This is a genomic window from Blattabacterium cuenoti STAT (assembly GCF_003573915.1).
Lineage (GTDB): Bacteria > Bacteroidota > Bacteroidia > Flavobacteriales > Blattabacteriaceae > Blattabacterium > Blattabacterium cuenoti_A.
The window spans coordinates 73720-94479 of record NZ_AP014608.1; the positions used below are offsets into that span (position 1 = coordinate 73720).

General features: G+C 24.5%; 22 protein-coding genes. 18 read left to right on the forward strand and 4 right to left on the reverse strand.

Translation table 11 applies throughout. The features are described from left to right. Positions 1-27 precede the first annotated feature (27 nt). Genes nrfD through STAT_RS00310 form a run of 4 tightly spaced genes read left to right on the forward strand, consistent with a single transcriptional unit; the run spans position 28 to position 3791 of the window. Entirely contained in the window at positions 28-1392 is a 1365-nt protein-coding gene (gene nrfD / locus STAT_RS00295) for an NrfD/PsrC family molybdoenzyme membrane anchor subunit (RefSeq protein WP_119305301.1), read from the forward strand. Positions 1393-1397: 5 nt separating this feature from the next. Beyond that, positions 1398-1931, forward strand: coding sequence for a DUF3341 domain-containing protein (locus tag STAT_RS00300; protein WP_119305302.1), 534 nt, complete (start codon positions 1398-1400; stop codon positions 1929-1931). A 7-nt stretch (positions 1932-1938) separates the two neighbouring features. Beyond that, positions 1939-2562 (forward strand): c-type cytochrome, encoded by a 624-nt coding sequence (locus tag STAT_RS00305; RefSeq protein WP_119305303.1) that lies wholly within the window; start codon positions 1939-1941, stop codon positions 2560-2562. Between the two features lie 2 nt (positions 2563-2564). Beyond that, positions 2565-3791, forward strand: coding sequence for a hypothetical protein (locus STAT_RS00310; RefSeq protein WP_119305304.1), 1227 nt, complete (start codon positions 2565-2567; stop codon positions 3789-3791). A gap of 84 nt (positions 3792-3875) precedes the next feature. On the opposite strand, the gene STAT_RS00315 is transcribed toward STAT_RS00310, so the two are convergent. The 3 genes from STAT_RS00315 to tsaB form a co-directional block, all read right to left on the reverse strand. Next, positions 3876-4562: a potassium channel family protein gene (locus STAT_RS00315; RefSeq protein WP_119305305.1), complete on the reverse strand. Its 687-nt coding sequence runs from the start codon at positions 4560-4562 to the stop codon at positions 3876-3878. Between the two features lie 24 nt (positions 4563-4586). Further along, complete coding sequence (locus STAT_RS00320; RefSeq protein WP_119305306.1) at positions 4587-6344, reverse strand: TrkH family potassium uptake protein; 1758 nt, start codon at positions 6342-6344, stop codon at positions 4587-4589. 239 nt (positions 6345-6583) lie between these two features. Continuing rightward, the gene (gene tsaB, locus STAT_RS00325) at positions 6584-7228 is read right to left on the reverse strand and encodes a tRNA (adenosine(37)-N6)-threonylcarbamoyltransferase complex dimerization subunit type 1 TsaB (RefSeq protein WP_119305307.1); all 645 of its coding nucleotides are present in this window, start codon (positions 7226-7228) and stop codon (positions 6584-6586) included. Positions 7229-7250: 22 nt separating this feature from the next. On the opposite strand from tsaB, the gene nadE reads away from it, so the two are divergent. From nadE to cysS, 4 genes are all read left to right on the forward strand, one after another. Next, a complete protein-coding gene (gene nadE, locus STAT_RS00330; RefSeq protein ID WP_119305308.1) occupies positions 7251-8057 on the forward strand; it encodes an NAD(+) synthase in 807 nt (268 codons plus the stop codon). Positions 8058-8140: 83 nt separating this feature from the next. After that, the gene (locus STAT_RS03135) at positions 8141-8272 is read left to right on the forward strand and encodes a hypothetical protein (RefSeq protein WP_262512592.1); all 132 of its coding nucleotides are present in this window, start codon (positions 8141-8143) and stop codon (positions 8270-8272) included. Beyond that, on the forward strand, positions 8265-8840 hold the full coding sequence (gene folE / locus STAT_RS00335) for a GTP cyclohydrolase I FolE (RefSeq protein WP_119305309.1): 576 nt from the start codon (positions 8265-8267) through the stop codon (positions 8838-8840). Before STAT_RS03135 ends, folE begins: the two co-directional genes overlap by 8 nt. 9 nt (positions 8841-8849) lie before the next feature. Beyond that, positions 8850-10310 carry a cysteine--tRNA ligase gene (gene cysS / locus STAT_RS00340; protein WP_119305811.1) on the forward strand — a complete coding sequence of 487 codons (1461 nt, stop codon included), beginning with the start codon at positions 8850-8852 and terminating at the stop codon, positions 10308-10310. On the opposite strand, the gene STAT_RS00345 is transcribed toward cysS, so the two are convergent. Then, positions 10305-11459 carry a trans-sulfuration enzyme family protein gene (locus STAT_RS00345; RefSeq protein ID WP_119305310.1) on the reverse strand — a complete coding sequence of 385 codons (1155 nt, stop codon included), beginning with the start codon at positions 11457-11459 and terminating at the stop codon, positions 10305-10307. The two genes, cysS and STAT_RS00345, sit on opposite strands and share 6 nt — an antisense overlap. Before the next feature lie 142 nt (positions 11460-11601). Here STAT_RS00345 and atpB point away from each other — a divergent pair, with 142 nt between their 5' ends. From atpB to mnmA, 10 genes are all read left to right on the forward strand, one after another. Next, a complete protein-coding gene (gene atpB / locus STAT_RS00350; protein ID WP_119305311.1) occupies positions 11602-12681 on the forward strand; it encodes a F0F1 ATP synthase subunit A in 1080 nt (359 codons plus the stop codon). A 12-nt stretch (positions 12682-12693) separates the two neighbouring features. Continuing rightward, positions 12694-12921 carry an ATP synthase F0 subunit C gene (gene atpE, locus STAT_RS00355; RefSeq protein ID WP_119305312.1) on the forward strand — a complete coding sequence of 76 codons (228 nt, stop codon included), beginning with the start codon at positions 12694-12696 and terminating at the stop codon, positions 12919-12921. A 7-nt stretch (positions 12922-12928) separates the two neighbouring features. Continuing rightward, on the forward strand, positions 12929-13417 hold the full coding sequence (atpF, locus tag STAT_RS00360; protein ID WP_119305313.1) for a F0F1 ATP synthase subunit B: 489 nt from the start codon (positions 12929-12931) through the stop codon (positions 13415-13417). Positions 13418-13427: 10 nt separating this feature from the next. After that, complete coding sequence (atpH, locus tag STAT_RS00365) at positions 13428-14000, forward strand: ATP synthase F1 subunit delta (protein ID WP_119305314.1); 573 nt, start codon at positions 13428-13430, stop codon at positions 13998-14000. 29 nt (positions 14001-14029) lie between these two features. Further along, complete coding sequence (atpA, locus tag STAT_RS00370) at positions 14030-15610, forward strand: F0F1 ATP synthase subunit alpha (protein WP_119305315.1); 1581 nt, start codon at positions 14030-14032, stop codon at positions 15608-15610. Between the two features lie 10 nt (positions 15611-15620). Next, positions 15621-16490 (forward strand): ATP synthase F1 subunit gamma, encoded by an 870-nt coding sequence (atpG, locus tag STAT_RS00375; RefSeq protein ID WP_119305812.1) that lies wholly within the window; start codon positions 15621-15623, stop codon positions 16488-16490. 47 nt (positions 16491-16537) lie between these two features. Beyond that, positions 16538-17539, forward strand: a complete 1002-nt coding sequence (trpS, locus tag STAT_RS00380; RefSeq protein ID WP_119305316.1) for a tryptophan--tRNA ligase — start codon at positions 16538-16540, stop codon at positions 17537-17539. 99 nt (positions 17540-17638) lie between these two features. After that, on the forward strand, positions 17639-18202 hold the full coding sequence (locus tag STAT_RS00385; RefSeq protein WP_119305317.1) for a nucleotide exchange factor GrpE: 564 nt from the start codon (positions 17639-17641) through the stop codon (positions 18200-18202). 14 nt (positions 18203-18216) lie between these two features. Beyond that, positions 18217-19335 carry a molecular chaperone DnaJ gene (gene dnaJ / locus STAT_RS00390; protein WP_119305318.1) on the forward strand — a complete coding sequence of 373 codons (1119 nt, stop codon included), beginning with the start codon at positions 18217-18219 and terminating at the stop codon, positions 19333-19335. A 101-nt stretch (positions 19336-19436) separates the two neighbouring features. Next, a complete protein-coding gene (gene mnmA, locus STAT_RS00395) occupies positions 19437-20645 on the forward strand; it encodes a tRNA 2-thiouridine(34) synthase MnmA (protein WP_119305813.1) in 1209 nt (402 codons plus the stop codon). Positions 20646-20760 lie beyond the last annotated feature (115 nt).

The window sequence follows — 20760 nt, forward strand, 5'->3', positions numbered from 1 at the left end:
AATGGAAAAAATGAAAAAGAAAAAATTATGTTAAATCATTATGAATCCCCTATAAGACCTCCCTTAATTTTAGGAAAAAAAACATTGAAAAATATTACCAATGATATACTTAATCCTATAAAAAATAAAGCAGGAAATCTATGGTGGATTTCTTTATTAATTTCTATTTTAGCTTTTTTGTGGGGGATAGGATGTATTTTTTATACAATTGGAACAGGTATAGGTGTATGGGGTTTGAATAAAACAATTAATTGGGCATGGGATATTACAAATTTTGTTTGGTGGGTTGGAATTGGTCATGCTGGAACTTTAATTTCAGCTGTTTTATTATTATTTCGTCAAAAATGGCGTTTATCTATTAATCGTTCAGCAGAAGCAATGACAATTTTTGCCGTAATCCAAGCTGGATTGTTTCCTATTATTCATATGGGAAGACCATGGAATGCGCATTGGGTTTTACCCATTCCTAATCAATTTGGATCTCTATGGCCGAATTTTAATTCCCCTTTGTTATGGGATGTTTTTGCAATTAGTACTTATTTTTCTGTTTCTACTGTTTTTTGGTTCATGGGTTTAATTCCAGATTTTGCAATGATACGAGATCGTATTTCAAATCCTTTTCAAAAAAAAATATATAATATTCTTAGTTTTGGATGGGGAGGAACATCAAAAGATTGGCAAAGATTTGAAGAATTATCTTTAATTTTAGCTGGTTTATGTACTCCATTAGTATTTTCTGTTCATACCATAGTTTCTTTTGATTTTTCTACTTCTGTAATTAAGGGGTGGCATAGCACGATTTTTCCTCCTTATTTTGTTGCAGGAGCTATATTTTCTGGTTTTGCTATGGTACAAACTTTACTAGGTGTAGCAAGAAAAGTTCTTTCTTTAGAGGATTATATTACAAGAAATCATATCGAATATATGAATATGATCATTTTGTTAACAGGAGGGATTGTTTTATTAGCTTATATTTCAGAATTTATTCTTGCCTGGTATTCAGGAGATCCTTTCGAAAAATTTATTTATTTTTCTGTAGAAGCATCTAAAGGCCCATTTTGGTGGGCTTTTTGGGCATTAATTATTTGTAATGTCATTATTCCTCAATTTTTATGGATTAAATATGTACGAAGAAGCTTTTTTTGGTCTTATCTCATAGCTATTTTCATAAATATTGGAATGTGGTTTGAAAGATTTGACATTATTGTTTTAAATCTAAGTCATGATTATCTTCCTTCTTCTTGGGCAGGTTTTATTCCTTCATTTGTAGATGTTGGTATCTTTATAGGAACCATTGGTTTGTTTTTTATTCTTTACTTGTTATACATACGTGTTTTTCCTGTTATTTCACAATCAGAATTAAAAACAATATTGAATCCAGAAAAAAAATAGTAATAATGAAGAATATATGTTATGTACGTGCATTATATGATAATGATCATACATTAATAAATAATATAAAAATTATACAAAATCATAATTATAACATATATGAAGTTTATTCTCCTTTTCCCATTCATAATTTAACTAAAGTGTTAAAACTAAAGAATACGAATTTATCCTTTTTATCTTTTATATATGGATTATTAGGATTTTTCATAGCTTGTGTATTAACTTGGTATACTATGATTTGGGATTGGCCTCAAAATATTGGAGGAAAACCTTCTTTTTCTTGGATTATAAATCTTCCTTCTTTTATTCCTGTTATATTTGAATTTTCAATTTTTTTTTCTGCACATTTTATGTGTATTACTTATCTCATTCAATGTGGATTATATCCAGGTCGTGTATCAAAAAATCCAGATTTAAGAACTACCGATAATATGTTTTTAATAGAAATTCATACTGAAAAACATATCAAAAAATTAGTAAATCTATTGAAAAAAAATGGAGCAATAGAAGTTTCGATAAAAAATTATAAATCCAATTAAATATTTTATGAAAAAAAAATATTTCTACGAATTTATTATTATTTTAAATATGATTTTATTTCTATCTATAGTAGAATCTTGTTGGTTTGATAAAAAAAAACCAAATATAGTATACATGCCAGATATGTATTACTCAGAAGCATATGAACCTTATTCAGATCCTTATTCTAATTACAATAATAAAAAAGAAAAAAATATTAAAATTCCTTTATTTTCAAAAGAAAAAACTTCTTCACTATCTCCAGTAGAAGGAACAATTTCTAGAAATAATTCGTTTCCTAATTTTAAAAATATCAAAAATAAAGGATTGAATTATTCAAAAAACATTATTCAAAATCCACTTATTAACAATCATTACGAAAAAAAAGAAATTATAATAAAAAAAGGAAAAAAATTATATCAAATCAGTTGTTCTATATGTCATGGTAAAAATGGAGATGGACAAGGAGATTTGGTTAAAAACGAAAAAATTTTTGGAATCCCTAATTATAAAGATAGAGATCTAACCGTTGGTAGTATTTATTATGTTATTACATATGGAAAGAATAATATGAATTCTTATGCTTCACAATTAAATGAAATAGACAGATGGAGGGTTTCAGAATATGTTATGTTTTTAAAAAATAAATAAATATGTATCAATTTTATGCAATGAATAAAAAAAAATTCATCATTTTAATAATGATTATCGTAGGTTTTTTTTTTCTATTTTTAGAAAGAATATTTCTTTATAATAAAAATATTTCTATCACAAACAATCATAATCCTTGGATCGCTTTATATATTTCTATTTTTTATTTTACTTCTATATCTTTAGGAACATTATTTTTTTTAGGAATACAGAACGTATCAAAATCAGGTTGGTCTGTAATTATCCATCCTATAATGGAAGAAATCTCTTCTTTTATTCCATATGGAGGAATTATGATCCTTATTATTTTTCTATTAAATACAATGGATATTGTTCATATATTTCATTGGATGAATTTAGATTTGTATAACCCTATTTATTTAAATAATGATAAAATTGTTTCTAGTAAGAGATTTTTTTTGAATACTCCATTTTTCTTAGTAAGAAGTGTTCTTTATATATTAATATGCAGTTTTTTTTATTCAAAAATAAAAAAAATATCTTGTAGATTATATATAACACATTCGTTAAATGATTATAAAAAATTATATTTCGTATCTATTATTTTTATTATATTTTTTTCTGTTATTTCCATATTTATGATATGGGATTGGGTTATGTTTTTAAATCCACATTGGTTAAGTACTTTATTGAGTTGGTATGTTTTGAGTAGTTTCATAATAACAGGAATAAGTACTGTTACAATAATCGCTATCTTTTTGAATAAAAAAGGATTATTTCCTTTATTTAGAAAAAGTCATCTACATGACCTTAGTAAATATTTATTTTCCGGTAGTTTATTATGGACTTATTTATGGTTTTCACAATTTTTTTTATATTGGTATGGAAATATTCCAGAGGAAATTACATATTTTGTAAAGAGAGAAGAAATTTATTATTCTATTCATTTTTGGATGCTGATTCCTAATTTTTTAATTCCTTTTTTTTGTTTAATGAGTAGTAAAAATAAATCAAATTACAAAATAGTTTTTTCAATTTCTTTAATATTATTAATAGGTCATTATATTGATATATATAATTTAATTGCACCAGATATTTTTAGTAAAAATGTAAATATCTGTATACTTGAAATCATAGGTTCTATATTAATCATAGGAGCTTTTTTTATTTATATTTTATTTTCAAATTTTAGTAAAAGAAAACTTAATTCTTCTGAAGGAAATCCTTTTTTTCAGGAAAGCAAAAATTATACATATCCTTATATGTAAATATTATATATTTAACTTTCTTTTCAAGAAAAAATGTCAATTTATGTTTTGTAATAAAGATAATTTTTATATTGAAAAATAAATCTATTTTTTATCTTTTATAAAATTCATAATGGATTTATTAGAACCAAAAAGAGTTAAAATATCCCCCTGTTGTAAAACAGTATCTCCTGTAACTAATCCTATGACTTTTCTTGTATGAGTTTCTTTAGATGATAATGGATGATGCGTATCTCGTATTACAGTAATTAAAGAAACAGAATATTTTTGTGTCAATTTTAAACTTCTAACAGATTTTCCACTAAAAGAAGAAGGAGAAAAAACTTCTGCTATAGAATGTTTATTATCTATTCTAAAATAATCTAAAGCATAATTAAAAGATATTTGTTTAGTTAATCGGAACGCAGCATCTTGTTCTGGATGAATTACATCATTAATCCCCATAGCTTCTAATATTGTATCATGTATTTTAGATAAAGATCTACTTACAATTCTCAAATGTTTATACTTCTTAAGTATAGCTGTTGTTACTATTGATGATCCTTCGTTTTCTCCAATTGCTACAATCCCTAAATCCGCTTGTTGAATAGGCAATACTTTGTAAGCTGCTTCATTATTTGCATCCATACATACTACATTCGCTATATGATCTTTCAAGAGATCTATTTTTTCCATTTTATGGTCTATCCCAAAAACTTCATGTCCATTATCTGTTAAGTTAAGTGCTAAAGATCTTCCAAAATTTCCTAATCCAATAATTATAATTTTCATATTTTCTGTTTACTTATTCTTTTTTTAATTAATAAGAATATTCCCTTTAGGAAATCTGTAATAATGATGGGAACCAATTTTATTTCTTCTCAATAAACCGATCATAACATTCAAAACTCCTATTCTTCCTAACAACATTATAAAAATTAAAATTAATTTGCTTCCATTTGATAAATTAGAAGTTATCCCTAAAGATAATCCTGCTGTAGAAAAGGCAGAAAAAACCTCGAAAATAATCGATAAAATATCTTTTTTTGGATCCAAAAAAATTATGATTAAAACACTTATGTATATAACCATTATAGATAGCATAATAATAGAAAAAGATAATCGAATCAATTCAGAAGGTATTTCTTTTCTTTGTATTTCTAATCTATTTTTTCCTATAGATAATGAAATAATATTCATTAATGCTAATGCAAAAGTACTTGTTTTTATTCCTCCCCCAGTAGAAGCCGGAGAAGCTCCTATCCACATCAAAAAAATAGTAAAAAAAATAGTAATTGGAGCTAAAGTGTTCATATTTAATACATGAAACCCAGCTGTTCTAGTTGTAGCTGAAGAAAAGAATGAAACAATCCACTTTCCATGAAAGGAAGAATGTTCGGAAAGAGAACCATAATATTCACTAGCATAATAAAAAATAGTTCCAAAAAAAAGTAAATAAAAAGTTGTTAAAATAACAATTTTTGTATTTAAAGTTACTACATGTGCAGGGCATCTAAGATCCTCATCTTTAAAAATTCTGAAAAAATATTTCTTGATAACTAACCATATATATGCAAAAAAATTAAATAAAATATTAAAACCTATTCCTCCCAATATTAATAAAAAAGCAATAATTAATTGAAATAAATAATTAAATCTAACAGATTTTGAATATAGTCCTTGACTTAAAGTAGAAAAACCACTATTACAAAAAGCGGATATAGAATGAAAAATAGAAAAAAATAAAAGATTATCAGATTCTATTGTATTTGCATTATTTTCAATAGAAAAATAAATTAACAAAGTTCCTATAAATTCTACTGTTAAAGTAAACATAACTACTTTTACGGCTAAACTAAGAACGTTATTTGTCGTTTTTGTATTTAAAAAATTACTAATAAAAATGGCTTCTTTAAAAGAAAATCCATCTCTAAAAAAATAACTAAAAAAGGAAGTAATAGTTAAAATACCCAATCCCCCCAATTCTATTAGAATAAGTATAAAAATTTTACCTAAATATGTAAAATCTTTAGCCGTATCTAATACGACTAAACCTGTTACACATACAGCGCTAGTAGAAGTAAATAAAGCATCTACAAATGATATTTTTTTTACTGTAGATGCTGGTAGCATTAACAAGATAGAACCTAAAAAGGATAAAAAAACAAAACTTGTAATAAATATAAAAGCAGGATTATGAATTTTAACATATACTATTCGTATAAAATAAGTAATACGAATTAGAATATATAAAATTAAACTAATGAGTGTATAAATTTTAATATCTGAAATAACTCTTTCATTATAATAAGAAAAAATGAATATTTTTAGAAATGAAAGTATAAGAGAGAATATAAGAACAAAAAAAGATAAAAAAATCATGGATCTATAACCTTTTTCAAGATTTTTATTAAAAAAAATAAAAAAGTGTAATATACTTGTTATTGATACAATTCCTAAAAGGATTTCTACATTAAAAAATCGAAAACTTTTCCATCCTAAAGAAAGAATTATATAAATGAATATAATTGGAGTAAACATATCCAAAAAATTTTTAAATTTAATTTGGATCATGGTTTTATATGATAAATTTTTTTCTATTTTCTTTCTATGAATAGACTATACAAAAAATAAAAAATATTTTGAAACAAAAAAAATTTCTTTATTATATAATCACAAATATTAATAATATAAGAAAAGGTTTTTTTATATAAAATCTTATCAACCATATAAAAAATGTAATACTTTTCCTAAGTTATGTCGTAGGATTTTTTTACTATATAGTTTTTTTTAAAAAATTATGTATTTCTTTTTTATAAGTAAAAAGGAATAAATTTTTCCATATTAGAAAAACTTTTTTTACAAAATTTTTTATAAGAAATAAGAGACATATCCATTGCAGATGGATTTTTGTAAAAAAAATTATTTTTTTTTGTAGAAAAAAATTTTTTTTTGAGAGAAAAAGTATTTCCTATGAAATGAACTTTTTTATATTTTTTTGAGATAGATTTAAAAAAATCGTCATCTAGTTTTTTTATTTTGATAGGATTTATTCTTTTTTTTGATTCATTAAATAATGAAATGTAGAAAAAATCAGATTTAGCATGTACCATAGGTATCAAAAATCCTTTTTTTATAAAATTATAACCCATGACCATTATTGTCAACGTATCTACAGATAACAAGGGAATATTTAAAGCAGAACACAAACCTCTAGCCGCCGATGCCCCTATTCTCAAAGAAGTATAGGATCCTGGTCCTTTGTTAACACAAACAGATTTTAAATCTTTAAGATGAATTCCGGAAATATTTATAACATATTGTATAAACGCATGCAATTTTTCGGAATGAAAATAATCTTCTGAAGATTCTTCTACAGAAGTTAAACATATTCCATTTTTAGCAATACTAACTGAACAATTTTTAGTAGAAGTTTCTAAATTTAGGATTAAAGACATATTAAAAAATTTTATTTAAATAATGTATTCATATCAATCAAATGATAAAATAGAAAAAATAATTAGATATATTGTTTCTTGGTTGAAAAAATATATTCGAAGATCTCAATCTAATGGTTTTATCATTGGAATATCTGGAGGAATTGATTCTTCAGTCACTTCTTTCTTAGTAGCTATGACAAAATATCCCACTATTATATTAGAAATGCCCATTATAGAAAAAAAAAAAAATTTTTTACCTATAAAACATGCAAACTTTTTGAAAAAAAAATTTTCGAACGTCCATTATTTTGAAAATGATTTGTCTATTTTATTCAAAACTTTTTGTAATACAACAAATGATATTCAAAAAAAATCGAATCTTCCTTTAGCATTAGCTAATGTAAAATCCCGTATTCGTATGTTAACTTTATATTATTATGCTAATATCAAAAATTATCTTGTTGTTGGAACTGGAAATAAAGTGGAAGATTTTGGAGTCGGTTTTTTTACAAAATATGGAGATGGAGCTGTAGATTTACACCCTATAGCCGATTTGACTAAAAGCGAAGTCCGTATTTTGGCTAAAAAATTAAATATTATTGATGAAATTCAAAAGGCAAAACCAACGGATGGACTTTGGGAAGATCAAAGATCAGATGAAGAGCAATTAGGAATAACTTATGAAGAATTAGAATGGGCAATGAATTTTGTGGAGAAAAAAAAATATGCTTTTTCTGAAATAGAATATAAAATTTTAAATAAATATAAAAAATTACATAAAAAAAATAGACATAAAATGATTCCTATTCCTATATGTAAAATACCTGATAGTATAAAAAAAAATTAAAAATACTATTATTAAAATATTAAATAATAAATCATAACAAAATCGTTTTTGTAACTTTGTTTTTCATGTATTAAGTTCATTTTATGATGGAAGGAAAACATAATAAAATTTTAAAAAAAAAAGAATTAAATCAAAAATATAATTCTATTTTAAATCATTCAACTAACAATCCAAAACTTATTTTACATAATAATATTTTTTTTATTTATGAGTGAGGAAAAGAAAATTGAAAAAATAGAAAAACATTTTTTTCATATTATGGAAATTTTAGGTTTAGATATGAATGATGATAGTTTACGAAAAACACCAAAACGAGTTGCAAAAATGTTTATACGAGAAATATTTAGCGGACTGGATCCAAAAAATACACCTAATTTTTCCATTTTTGAAAATAAATATAAATACAACCAAATGTTAATAGAAAAAAATATAACAGTTTATTCTACTTGTGAACATCATTTTCTTCCCATTATAGGAAAAGCACATGTAGGTTATATTTCTAATGGAAAAGTTGCTGGGCTTTCTAAAATTAATAGAATTGTAAATTTTTATGCAAAAAGACCACAAGTTCAAGAACGTTTAACTATACAAATTGTTCAATCTTTAAAAAAGATGTTAGAAACAAAGGATGTTGCTTGCATTATAGAAGCAAAACATTTATGCGTAAATTCTCGTGGAATAAGAGATACAGACAGTAGTACGATTACTACTGAGTTAATAGGGGCCTTTAAAAAGGATTCAGAAATTAGAAAAGAATTTTTGCATCATATTGGAATTTCTTAAATGGAAAAAATGGAAGAAAAAAATTACCAAAAAGAAAATAGAAATCATTTAAAAATATATAACTCTTTAACAGAAAAAAAAGAATTATTTTATCCAATTCATAAGAAATATGTTGGAATTTATGTATGTGGACCTACAGTTTATAATTCCTTACACTTAGGAAATTGCAGAACTTTTATATCATTTGATATCGTTTTTCGTTATTTAAAACATTTGGGATATAAAGTACGTTATGTGAGAAATATTACAGATGTTGGACATTTAGAAAATGAAGATTTTGACATAGAAGATAAAATTTCAAAAAAATCTCGTATAGAAGGACTTGAACCAATGGAAATAGTTCAAAAATATACTATTTCTTTTCACAATTTATTAAATGTTTTAAATCTATTACCTCCAAGTATAGAACCTACGGCTACAGGTCATATTATAGAACAAATAGATATGATTCAAAAATTAATTCAAAAAAAATTAGCCTATGAAATAAATGGTTCTGTTTATTTTAATTTAACAGAATATAGAAAATTTCATTCTTATGGAAGAATAAGCAAAAATAAAGTTGATCAACTTTTTTATAAAAAATTAAAATTTACTGAAGAAAAACGTGGATTTCATGATTTTTCTCTTTGGAAAAAAGCTCATTCTAATCATATTATGAATTGGAATTCTCCATGGGGAAAAGGATTTCCTGGTTGGCATATAGAATGTACTACAATGAGTACAAAATATTTAGGAGAAACCTTTGATATTCATGGTGGAGGAATAGACCTAAAATTTCCTCATCATGAATGTGAATTAGCACAAGCTATAGGAATTTATGAAAAAAATGATTTTGTTCATTATTGGATGCACACAAATATGCTTACTTTAAATGGAAAAAAAATGAGCAAATCCACAGGAAATTTTTTGGAATTACAAGATATTACTTGTAATAAAAATTTTTTTCCTAGTATTTTTAGATTTTACATTTTACAAACTCATTATAGAAATATTATGAATTTTTCCAATAAAGGACTAGTAGAAGCTGAAAAAGGATATCATAAAATTATGAAAGCTATAAAAATATTAAAAAATTCAGAACCTGAAATATCAGAAAATTGTGATACTTTTAATGTTTATCACTGGATAGATATTTGTTATAAAGCTATTAATGATGATTTTAATATTCCTTTATTGATAACTCATTTATTTCAAGTTTCTACATATATTATCAATAATAATTCCATTCAAAATTTACCTCATTTTCATCTATTAAAAAAATATATGATTTATTTTGTTTTTGATATTTTAGGAATTCAAGAAATCAATTATCATGAAGAAAATTCTAAAAAATTCAAAACCCTTATAGAAAAATTAATTAAAATTCGTATAGAAGCAAGAAAACAAAAACATTGGATCATTTCAGATAAAATTCGGAAAGAATTATATCATATAGGAATTTCATTACATGATAAAAAATTTTCTTCATAGAGCTTTTAAAGCCTGATCGAGGTCTTCTATAAGATCGTCTACATTTTCTATTCCAATAGATAAACGAATCATAGAATCTTGTATTCCTGCGTTAATCCTGATATCTAAAGGAGTTGATTTGTGAGTCATAGTTACCGGATGACAAATTAAACTTTTTGTTCCTCCCAAACTTTCTGCTAGTTTAAATAATCTTGTAGATGTTACAACTTGTTTTGCGGATTCTATTGTATTTTTTTTTAAACTAAAAGAAATAATCCCTCCAAAATATCGTTGTTGTTTTACTGCAATAAAATGGTTTTTATGATGAGATAATCCAGGATAATAAATTTTATCTATTTTATCACTATTTTTTTTATCCTTTAAAAAAGAAGCGATTTTATATGCACTTTTAGATTGTTTTTTAATACGTAAGTATAACGTTTGGACTCCTCTTATAGTCAACCAACAATCGATAGGAGATAAAACACCTCCTGTTGCATTTTGAATATACTTTAGTTTTTCATATAAATCTATATTTTTCACAGTAATCAATCCAGCTAATACATCCGAATGTCCTGATAAATATTTTGTTGCACTGTGAACAACTATATCTGCTCCTAGTTTTAAAGGATTTTGAATAGCAGGAGAAGCAAATGTATTATCTACAACAACTAAAACAGTTGGATTTTTCTTTTTTGATTTATTACTAATAAATTCTATATCAGATATTTTTAATGTAGGATTAGTTGGTGATTCTAACCAAATTAATTTTGTATTATCAGAAATAGAGGATATAGTTTTTTCTATATCTGTCGTATCTACAAAATTAGTACTAATTCCTAATTTTTTGTATAAATTAAGTAAACGGAATGTTCCTCCATAAATATCATCCACAGCTATGATTTCATCTCCAATTTTTAGTAATTTTAATACGGCATCTACGGATGCTAATCCAGAAGAAAATGCTAAACTAGCATAACCGTATTCCAAATTAGTTATTAATTTTTCTAATATTTTTCTTGTAGGATTATTAGTTCTAGTATAATCAAATCCTTTATGTATACCAGGAGATTCTTGTACATAAGTTGACGTTTGATATATTGGTGTAGAAATAGCGCCTGTAAGAGGATCAGATAAAATATTTTGAATAATTTTTGTTTCTTCCTTCATTGTAAGATTTATTTCATATAATATCGTATACAAATGTACTTAAAATGAAAATACAATTTTTGGGATTTTTTTTTATAAGAAAAGACATTTTTTTTGAAAAAAATATAAATTTGTTTTCTATTTTTCTACTATTAGTATAAAAATGAATACAAGAAAGAAAATAATATATTTATTATTCTTTTTTTTGTTTTTATTTTTCTTTTTTTTTGTAGAATCTTCTGATAAGAAAAAGAAAAATCGTGAAATAAAAAATGAAAAAAAGAGTATGGATATAGCTCATACTATTTTGGATCATGTCAGTGATTCTCATGAATGGCATATTGCAGGTACTCCAAATCATGGAATTATTTTTCCTCTACCAGTTATTTTATGGAATAATGGATTTGAATTTTTTTTTTCCTCTAATTTTTCATACGGTAATGTAGTGAAAGGAAAACATGGATATTATAAAATGTTTAGGCAGACAATATATAAAACTAATAATATAGGATCATTACATATGGATTCAAAAGGATATCCAAAAAATGATAAACCTTTGGATCTTTCTATAACCAAAAATTTGGTCTCCATTTTCATATCCTCTTTTTTATTGTCTTATCTTTTTATACGGATGAAACATAGTTATAAAAATCATCAAACAAAATGGCGTCTAGGAATTTTTTTAGAATTTTTCATCTTATTTATAAGAAATGAAATTGCAATTCCTAATATTGGAAAAAAATATAAAAAATTTCTTCCTTTTTTGTTAACATCCTTTTTTTTTATATTAATTAATAATTTAATAGGTATTATTCCAGGGTTTCCAAATGTAACAGGAAATATAAATATAACATTAGTATTAGCTACTATGACATTTATTGTAACCAATATAAATGCAAATGTGAGTTATTGGAAACACATTTTTTGGATGCCAGGAGTTCCAATAGGAATTAAATTATTATTAGCTCCTATAGAATTTATTGGTATTTTTATTCGTCCGTTAACTTTGTGCATTCGATTATTTGCTAATATTACTGCTGGACATATAATTATTTTAAGTTTTGTTTGTCTCATTTTTATCTTTAAAAATTTTTTCGTAACTGGTTTTTCCATAATTTTTGGTTTTTTTATTTCTATGCTAGAAATTATGGTATCTTTTTTACAAGCTTTTATTTTTACAACTTTGTCTTCTTTACTTATAGGAATGTCTGTTAAAGATTATGACAATGATAAAATACATTAAAATTATAATAATATGGATATAGATTTAACATATTCAGGTTTAGCTGCTTTAGGATCTGGGCTCGCAGTAATAGGAGCAGGGTTAGGGATTGGAAAGATTGGAAGTTCTGCAATGGATGCCATTGCTAGACAGCCTGAAGCTTCAAATAAAATACAAAATACTATGATCATAGCTTCTGCCTTGATCGAAGGAGCTGCGTTATTTGGAATAGTTACTACATTATTAGCTGTATTTAAATAAAATTTCAATGGATTTAGTAACCCCTTCTATTGGACTCATTGTTTGGCATACAATAATATTTATAATTCTTATGCTTTTTCTTTCAAAATTTGCTTGGAAACCTATAATAAGTTTTATTGATCAAAGAGAGGAAAAAATTAAAATTTCTATTGAAAAAGCTGACCAAGTGAAAAAAAAATTGGAATCGATAGAAGATCAAAAAAATAAAATTTTAAAAAATGCTTATGTAAAAAGAGATATCATCCTGAAAGAAGCTATTCAAATTAGAGAAAAAATAAAATCAAAAGCAAAAAATGAAGGAATGATAGAAAAGAAAAAAATTATAGAAGAAACAAGAAAAACTATTCAAATAGAAAAAAAAGTAGCTATACTTCAATTAAAAAAGAAAATAGGAGATATTTCTATTCAAATATCCGAAAAAATATTAAAAAAAGAATTAGATCAATACAATAAACAAGATCAATTAATAAAAGAATTAGTAGATAAATTATACTAATTTTATTGAAATGTTATCAAATAAAAATCAAAAAATCATTCAACATTATGCAAGAGTTTTTTTCGAATATTCTATTACGAATATGAATGATAATAATATTGAATTTTTTTATCAAAAACTAAACAAAGTATCTACATTTTTAAAAAAAAATACATACATACATACAATTATTAACACAGATCTATTATATACTGAAAAAAAAATAGAAATTTTCAAAAAAATATTCTATAATTTTGATGCTTTACTTTTTAAATTTACTAAAATTCTCATCCTAAAAAAGAGAGAATCTTTTTTAAAAGAAATTTTTTTAGAATTTAATAGGATATACGAAGAAAATCGAAAAGGATTTGTTAAATCTATCGTAATTTCTGCTTTTCCCTTGAAAGAGGAAACAAAAAAAATGATTGCACATAAATTATATAACAAAAAAAACAAAAAAAAATTTTATATCATTAATAAAATAGATAAATCTATTATTGGAGGTTTTATATTTCGTATAGGATATAAAGAATGGAATTTCAGTGTTCAAGAACAGTTATTATGTATTCAAAAATACGTATTTCAAAATCATAAATATAATTAGTTAAACAAAATTAAAGTTTTTATCCTCATATGTCAGATTTAAAATATTCTGAAATATCTTCAATTCTTAAGGAAGAATTATCAAATTTTCAATTTGAATCAAAATTAACTGAATCTGGTATTATTGTTCAAATAGGAGATGGAATTGTTCGGGCCTTTGGATTAAATTCCGCTTTTTATGGAGAACTAGTGGAATTCCATTTTGGAATTAAAGGAATGGTTCTAAACTTAGAAGAAGATCATGTTAGCATTGTTTTATTTAGTTCATCAAAAAAATTGAAAGAAGGAGATACCGTAAAAAGAACTGGAAAAATTTTTTCGATTAAAGTAGGAGAAAATATGTTAGGACGTGTTGTAGATGTATTAGGAAATCCTATAGATGGAAAAGGACCTATAGAAGGAAAATTATTTGAAATGCCGTTGGAAAGAAAAGCTCCAGGAGTAATTTATAGAGAACCGGTTCAAGAACCTCTTCAAACAGGAATAAAGTTTATAGATTCTATGATTCCTATAGGAAAAGGACAAAGAGAATTAATTATTGGAGATAGACAAACTGGAAAAACAACCATAGCTATTGATACAATTATTAATCAAAAAAGATTTTTTGAAAAAAATCATCCTGTTTATTGTATTTATGTAGCTATTAGTCAAAAAGGTTCTACTATAGCAAGGATTTCAAAAATATTACAAGAAAAAGGAGCTATGCCTTATACAATTATAGTTTCTTCTACTTCTTCTGATCCCGCTTCTATGCAAATTTTTGCTCCTTTTTCTGGAACTGCAATCGGAGAATACTTTCGGGATACAGGTCGTTCTTCTTTAATAATATATGATGATCTTTCAAAACAAGCAGTTTCTTATAGAGAAATGTCCCTATTGTTAAGACGTCCACCTGGTAGAGAAGCCTATCCAGGAGATGTTTTTTATTTACATTCTCGTCTTTTAGAAAGATCAGCTAAAATTATAAAAGATCAAAAAATGGCTGAAAAAATGAATGACATTCCACTTTCTATTAGAAAAAAAATAAAAGGTGGAGGTTCTTTAACCGCTTTACCTATTATTGAAACTCAATCTGGAGATATATCTTCTTATATTCCTACTAATGTTATTTCTATTACAGATGGTCAAATTTTCTTAGAAAAAGACTTATTCCACTCTGGAATTCGTCCTGCAATTAATGAAAGTATATCTGTTTCTCGTGTAGGAGGGGCTGCACAAATTCAATCTATGAGAAAAATATCTGGAACTCTAAAATTAGATCAAGCTCAATTTAGAGAATTAGAATCTTTTTCAAAATTTGGGGCTGAACTAGATTCATCTACTATGAATATTCTAAAAAAAGGAAGAATTAATATAGAGATCTTAAAACAAACCCCTCATACTCCTTATGATATAGCAGATCAAATAGCGATTATTTATGCTGGAACTAAAAATTTACTTAAAAATATTCCTTTTAATAAAATTTCAGATTTTGAAAAAGAATATCTTTTTTATTTAAACGAAAAATATGAAAGTGTTTTAAATTCTATAAGAAATGGAATTTTTGATAAAAAAATATCTGATATTTTAGAAACAGTAGCCTTAAAATTAAATGATAAATACGTTTCTTAATTTTTATTTTATGTCTAATCCAAAAGAAATCAAGAGAAGAATATTATCTACAGAATCAGTTATAAAGACTACAGAAGCAATGAAAATGATTTCTATAGTAGAATTACGAAAAACAAAAAAATCGCTAGAAAAGGTAAGAAATTATTTAGATTCCATAAAATCAATTTTTTTCGATCTTCTATTGATAGAAAATAAAAAAAATATTGAAAAAAATCAATTTTTTTCAAAAAAAGGAAAAATAAAATTATTTATTGTATTTACCTCTGATCGTGGATTATGTGGAACTTTTAATTCTTTAATTTTTTCAAAAATTAATTCTCTTTTTAAAAGAGAAGAAAAATTACATAATGAATGTTTATTTTTTCCTATTGGAAAAAAAGGTTTTGATTTTTTATGTAAAAACAAAAAATATAATATATACGATCAAAATTGGATAGAAAGTAATTTATTCTATAAAAAAGTACAATTTTTAGTATCAGAGTTAATTTTTAATTTTTTAAAAAGAAAATTTTCTTCTATTTATTTAATATATAATCATTTGAAAAAATCATTTCTACAAGAAGTAGTAATAGAAAAATTTTTACCAATCGATTTCAAAAATTTTAGAAAAAAAACACTAGAATTTTCCTATATTCTAGAACCTTCTCAAGAAGAAATAATTAATTTTATAATTCCAAAATTTTTAAATACAAAATTATTAAAAATTTTTTTTGAATCTATCATAGCAGAACATACATCCCGTATGATATCTATGCATAAAGCAACAGAAAACGCTTCCGATCTTAAACAAGATCTAATATTAAATTATAATAAAGAAAGACAAACTGCCATTACTAAAGAAATACTTGAAATTATAAGCGGATTAGAATCTTTAAATTAAATTAAAGAAAATAAAACATTTTGAACGAAATATCACATAATTTTTTTATGGAAAAAAAAATAATGTTAACAGGAATTAGAAGTACAGGAACTCCTCATTTAGGAAATATTTTAAGTGTTATTATTCCATCTGTATCTATAGCTAATAAAAATGCAAAACATTCTTCATTTATATTTATAGCGGATTTACATTCTATGATTCAAATGGAAAAAGAAAGTATAAGTACCATTAAAAATTATACTTATCAAATTGCAGCAGCATGGTTAGCTTTTGGATTAAACATAGATAATTGTTTATTTTATAGACAATCAGATATTTCTTCCGTTACCGAATTAGCTTGGTATTTTAATTGTTTTTATCCATATAAAAGACTTACATTAGCACATGCTTTTAAAAAAGAAATAAAAGAAATAGATAAAAAAAAAATAAGTGTTGGTTTATTTACTTACCCTATTTTAATGGCTGCTGATATTTTACTTTATAACGCAAAACTTATTCCAGTAGGAAAAGATCAATTACAACATATAGAAATAGCTCGTCGTATTGCCTATTATTTTAATAAAAAAATAGGAAAACAATTATTTGTATTACCTAATGCTTTTTTACAAAAAAAAATGTTTGTAATAGGAACAGATGGAACAAAAATGAGCAAATCTAAGAAAAACTGTATTAATATTTTTTCTTCAGATGAAATTTTGAAAAAACAAATTATGAGTATTCGTACAGATAGTAAGTCTGTAAAAGAGAAAAAAAACCCAGAAACTGATTATATTATTTCTTTATATAGTTTGATAGCTCCTGTAGATAAAATAGAGATTATGAAAAAAAAATATATGAAAGGAGGATATAGCTATTTCGAGGCAAAAATTGCATTATATGAATACATCATTCATAAATTTTCGTCGGAAAGAAAAAAATTTTTTTCTTTCATAAAAAATAAATCTTTATTGGATCATATTTTAGATTCAGGTGCTAAAAAAGCAAAAAAAATAGCTGAAGAAAGATTAAATTTCATTAGAAAACATTTAAAATTCAATCCTATAATTTGATTTATCAAATATTTTTTGTCATTATGACACAATTATAATTTTTGGCAAATCTTTTGCTAATTACAGTCCATAGAATTATTTTGAAAATATTTTTATATTATGAACATTAATCAAAAAAATACTGAAGAACAGTCAAAACCATATTCTACTAATGAAATAAATAAGATAAAACCTTCTTTTTGTAAAAAAAAAGAAACTTATGATCCATTGAAAAAAGAAATTGAATTTCTGAAAAAAGAATTCGAAAAAGAAAAAGATAAATTCTTACGTCTTTTTGCAGAATTCGAAAATTACAAAAAACGGATCCAAAAAGAAAGATTTGATATTTTTAGAGATGTTCATGAACAAATTCTTATAGATTTAATTCCAATTTTAGATGATTTTGAAAGAGGAATTAAAGAATTAAAAAAATATCAAGAAGAACATCCAGTAAAAGGAATTTTTTTGATACAAGAGAAATTCATTAATATTTTAAAGGAAAAAGAATTAAATAAAATAAAGATAAAAAAAGGAGATGATTTTAATACAGATTTTCATGAAGCTATAACACAAATTCCAGCTGTTACGGAAGATTTAAAAGGAAAAATTATAGAAATCATAGAAGCGGGATATATTCTAAAAGGAAAAGTCATACGACACGCTAAAGTCATTATAGGAAAATAATTAATTTTATCTTCATGATGAAAAAAGATTATTACGAAGTATTAGGAGTTTCTAAAAATGCTTCTCCAGAAGAAATAAAAAAAGCTTATAGAAAACTAGCAATAAAATATCATCCAGATAAAAATTTAGATAATAAAAAGGAAGCAGAAGAAAAATTTAAAGAAGCGGCTGAAGCTTACGAAGTATTAAGTAATTCAGAAAAAAGACAACGTTATGATAAATTTGGACATTCCGGAATAAAAGGAAGTAGTTCGGGTTCAGGAATGAATATGGAAGATATCTTTGATAATTTTGGAGATATTTTTGCAGATGCATTTGGTGAAGGATTTTCTAGTTTTGGATTTGGAAAATCAAGTAGACACAGAACTATCAAGGGAAGTGATTTAAGAATAAGAGTAAAACTTTCATTAGAAGAAATAGCTAATGGAATAGAAAAAAAAGTTAAAGTTAAAAGATTAAAAGTTTCTAAAGGAATCAAATTTAAAAATTGTTCATCTTGTAATGGAACTGGTCAAATAATCCGAATCACTAATACTATTTTAGGAAGAATGCAAACTACTTCACAATGCGGGATATGTAATGGAACTGGAAAAATTATAGGAAATATTCCTTATGGAGCCAATAAACATGGATTAATTAAAGAGGAAGAATTAGTGAATATTAAGATTCCAGCAGGTCTTACAGAAGGAATTCAATTAAAAGTATCTGAGAAAGGAAATGAAGCCCCATTTGGTGGAATTTCTGGAGACTTGATTGTATTAATTGAGGAGATTCCTCATCCTAAATTAAAAAGAGAAGGGTGTAATCTTCATTATGATTTGTATATATCATTTCCAGACGCAATATTAGGAGCTTTAAAAGAGGTTCCAACTATTAATGGAAAAGCAAGAATAAAAATAGATTCAGGAACACAATCAGGAAAAACTCTTAGATTAAAAAATAAAGGATTACCTAATATTGAAGGATATGGATATGGAAGCCTTTTTATTCATGTTAATGTTTGGACTCCAAAAAAAATTAATGAGGAACAAAGAAAATTCTTTGAAAAAATAAGAAAAAATGAAAATTTTCTTCCCCATCCCGGAAATTCAGAAAAATCATTTTTTGATCATGTAAGAGAAATGTTTTCTTAAAAAATCCTTTATTTTTTCATTTATTGAATAATTATTAGTTCCTCTACAATTCTATTTTTATTTTAATAAGATTCTTTATTATTTTATCAATTTTTATTATGATGCAAAAAGTAGTAGTTGGCCTTTCAGGTGGCGTAGATTCAAGTGTTGCTGCATTAATCCTAAAAAATAAGGGTTATGAAGTTATTGGTTTATTTATGCATAATTGGGAGGAAGATGATTTTAATCATCATCATAAATGTTCTTGGAAAGAAGATAGCATTGACGCTATGTTAGTAGCTAAGCAATTAGATATTCCTTTTCAAATAATCGATATGAAAAATGAATACAAAAAACATATTATAAATTATATGTTTAATGAATATAGTTTAGGAAAAACTCCTAATCCAGATATTTTATGTAACAAAAAAATAAAATTTAACATTTTTTTGAAAAAATCTCTTAATTTAGGAGCTAATTTTATTGCTACAGGACACTATGTTAATAAAGAAAAAATTATAAAAAACAGAAAAATAATTTATCGTCTTTTGATTGGAAAAGACTTTAATAAAGATCAATCATATTTTTTATGTCAATTAACACAATATCAGTTAAAAAAATCCCTATTTCCATTAGGTTTATTAACTAAAAACCAAGTAAGAAAAATAGCAGAAGTGCATAAATTATGGAATGCTCATAAAAAAGAATCTCAAGGATTATGTTTTGTAGGTAAAATTCATTTATTTAATTTTCTTAAAAAAAAAATCACTCCAAAAAAGGGAGAAATAATATATATTAATTCTACTGCTTCAGTATATCATGAAAAAAAAAATTTTTTTTCTAAAGAAGAAGAATTATTTTTTCTATCGAAAAAAAAAATATATAAAAAATCAGATGGAAAAATAATTGGTTATCATCAAGGTGCCTATTATTTTACTAAAGGACAACGTAAGGGAATAGCATTAGGAGGCTATAAAGAACCTCTTTTTGTTATAGATACTGATGTAAAAAAAAATATCGTTTATACAGGAATGGGAAAAAAACATCCAGGATTATATAGAAAATCTTTGTTTATTCAGGAAAATAATATTCATTGGGTTCGAAAAGACCTTTCAATTTTCGAAGGAGAAAAAATGAATGTTCTTTGTAGAATTCGTTATAGACAGCCATTACAAAAATCAAAATTATATAAAATAAAAAAAGGAATGTTTATCGAATTTGAAAATATGCAATGTGCTATAACGGAGGGGCAATTTGCTGTTTGGTATCTTGGAAAAGAATTAATCGGATCAGGAATCATCTCTATGATTTTATATTCCTTAATTTTTTAAATTGAAAATATATATCCACAATAATTTATTATATTTTTATTATTATAAACTTTATAATATATTTATTAATAAATTGAAAAAATAATAATATTTTAAAATAAAAACATAAAATCCT